This window comes from Vibrio sp. SALL6 (assembly GCF_002002385.1).
GTDB classification, from domain to species: domain Bacteria; phylum Pseudomonadota; class Gammaproteobacteria; order Enterobacterales; family Vibrionaceae; genus Vibrio; species Vibrio parahaemolyticus.
The window spans coordinates 1-473 of sequence record NZ_MQVK01000060.1; the positions used below are offsets into that span (position 1 = coordinate 1).

Below are 473 nucleotides of genomic sequence, written 5' to 3' on the forward strand. Positions count from 1 at the left end.
AGTGTCCCGTTCGTCTAGAGGCCTAGGACACCGCCCTTTCACGGCGGTAACAGGGGTTCGACTCCCCTACGGGATACCATTGGGTCGTTAGCTCAGTTGGTAGAGCAGTTGACTTTTAATCAATTGGTCGCAGGTTCGAATCCTGCACGACCCACCATTCCTTCCATTAGGAATTAAAACTCAAAATATGGGGCTATAGCTCAGCTGGGAGAGCGCCTGCCTTGCACGCAGGAGGTCTGCGGTTCGATCCCGCATAGCTCCACCATATTTTGAAACAATGGGCGATTAGCTCAGTTGGGAGAGCACCTGCCTTACAAGCAGGGGGTCACTGGTTCGAGCCCGGTATCGCCCACCATCTTTAAGCGCATTCGATGAGTGCTTTTAAAAATGGTTACTTCATCAGAAGTGATTAGCTCTTTAACAATTTGGAAAGCTGACAAAACAACAATTTATTGTTGTTTGTAAAGTTCTCA

At 48.4% G+C, this 473-nt stretch carries 4 tRNA genes; all 4 read left to right on the forward strand.

From position 1 onward, the window contains the following. The first annotated feature begins 3 nt into the window (after positions 1-3). The 4 genes from BIW15_RS23740 (at position 4) to BIW15_RS23755 (ending at position 355) form a co-directional block, all read left to right on the forward strand. Positions 4-79, forward strand: a tRNA-Glu gene (locus tag BIW15_RS23740). A gap of 2 nt (positions 80-81) precedes the next feature. Beyond that, positions 82-157 (forward strand) — tRNA-Lys (locus tag BIW15_RS23745). Positions 158-189: 32 nt separating this feature from the next. After that, positions 190-265, forward strand: a tRNA-Ala gene (locus tag BIW15_RS23750). Between the two features lie 14 nt (positions 266-279). After that, positions 280-355 (forward strand) — tRNA-Val (locus BIW15_RS23755). Positions 356-473 lie beyond the last annotated feature (118 nt).